At 66.8% G+C, this 1,438-nt stretch carries 2 protein-coding genes; both read right to left on the bottom strand.

Annotation, left to right across the window (positions count from 1 at the left end; genetic code table 11):
- The coding region (locus EN949_RS35240) for an alcohol dehydrogenase catalytic domain-containing protein (RefSeq protein ID WP_164782679.1) at positions 1-512 on the bottom strand (512 nt) is incomplete at its 3' end.
- 15 nt (positions 513-527) lie between these two features.
- Positions 528-1,438 (bottom strand): histidinol dehydrogenase (hisD, locus tag EN949_RS35235; protein WP_127371986.1); only part of this gene is annotated, 911 nt, incomplete at its 5' end.

The following is a 1,438-nucleotide window of genomic DNA, read 5'->3' as shown; positions in this document are numbered from 1 at the left end:
GGCCCGCAGCCGACGACCAGCACGAAGCCTGTCGTTTTCGGCAGGCGCCGCACCGCGTGCAGCGCCACCGCCAGCGGCTCGGCCATTGCCGCGACCCGCTCGTCGAGCCCGGCATCGATGATATGCAAAAGCCGTGCGGGCAGCACGGCCTGTTCGGCAAATCCGCCGTCGCAGATTTCTCCGACGAAGCCCAGTGACGCGCAGAGATGACGCCTGCCGGCTTGGCATTGCGCGCAGTCTCCGCACCAGAAGCGGGAATCGGCGACAACCCTGTCACCGATAGCGAAGGCGTCGACGCCCGCGCCGGTGGCGGTCACCGTGCCGGTGAGTTCATGGCCGGCCGTCGAAGGCGACCGGCTTATCCACTGTCCCGTGCGGAAATTATGCAGGTCCGAACCGCAGATGCCGGCGGCATCGACCCTGAGCTTCACCCAGCCTGCATCCGGCGCGCCCGGCGTCGCGATGTCCTCGACGCGCAGATCGCCGGGCCCGTAAAGTCGTGCCGCCTTCATCTCGATCGGTTCCGCTCAGCCGGCAAGATAGCGGTCGCGGATCTCCGAGACCGCGTTCTCATGCGAGCTGAAGCCCTCGTAGCGGGCGAGCCTGCGGGCGTGCAGAGCGAGTTCCGGATAGGCCACCGAGGTGACATAGCCGACCGACGAGCGCTTGACGAAATCCGTCACCGAAAGCGGCCCGTAGGTCCGCGCCCAACGGCTGGTCGGCAGCACCGCATTGGGTCCAAGCACGAAATTGGCCAGCGTCACCGGCGTGTGCGGCCCCATCAGGATTTCAGCCGCCTCCGTGATGCGCCCGAGATGCGCGAACGGCTCCTTCGACAGGATCTCGAGATGTTCGGGCGCATAGTCGTTGATGAAGCGGTAGCTGTCTTCCAGCGACGCGGTCAGCACGATGCCACCGCGCTTGCCGGTCAGCACCGCGCGTGAAAACTCGACACGCTGCTCGGTCATCCGCGACCAGTGCTCCGGGATTGCAGCCAATGCGGCTTCGGCGACCTTGCGGCTGTGCGTCACCAGATAGGCCGAGGAATCCGGCCCGTGCTCGGCTTCGATCAACAGGTCGAGCGCGGCAAGCCCGCCGTCGACGCTGTCATCGGCAAAGATGATCGCTTCGGACGGCCCGGCCGGAAGGCCTGTGTTGATGACCGACGACAGCACGCTCTTGGCCGCCACCACCCAGGGGCTGCCGGGGCCGACGATCTTGAGCGCGGGCTTCACCGTCTCCGTGCCGTAGGCGACGGCGGCAACTGCCTGAGCGCCGCCGCATTTGTAGACGGTTTCGACGCCGGCGAGGCGTGCGGCGACCAACGTTGCCGCATCCACCGAACCATCCGATGTCGGCGGCGTCACGATGGCGATTTGCGGCACGCCGGCAATCACCGCCGGCACCGACGTCATCATCGTCACCGATGGGAAAGCAC

Origin of the sequence: Mesorhizobium sp. M7A.F.Ca.US.007.01.2.1 (assembly GCF_003998165.1) — a bacterium.
In the GTDB taxonomy this organism is placed as follows: Bacteria; Pseudomonadota; Alphaproteobacteria; order Rhizobiales; family Rhizobiaceae; genus Mesorhizobium; species Mesorhizobium ciceri.
Note: the sequence above shows the minus strand (reverse complement) of the source record. Positions and strands in the feature narration are given on the sequence as shown.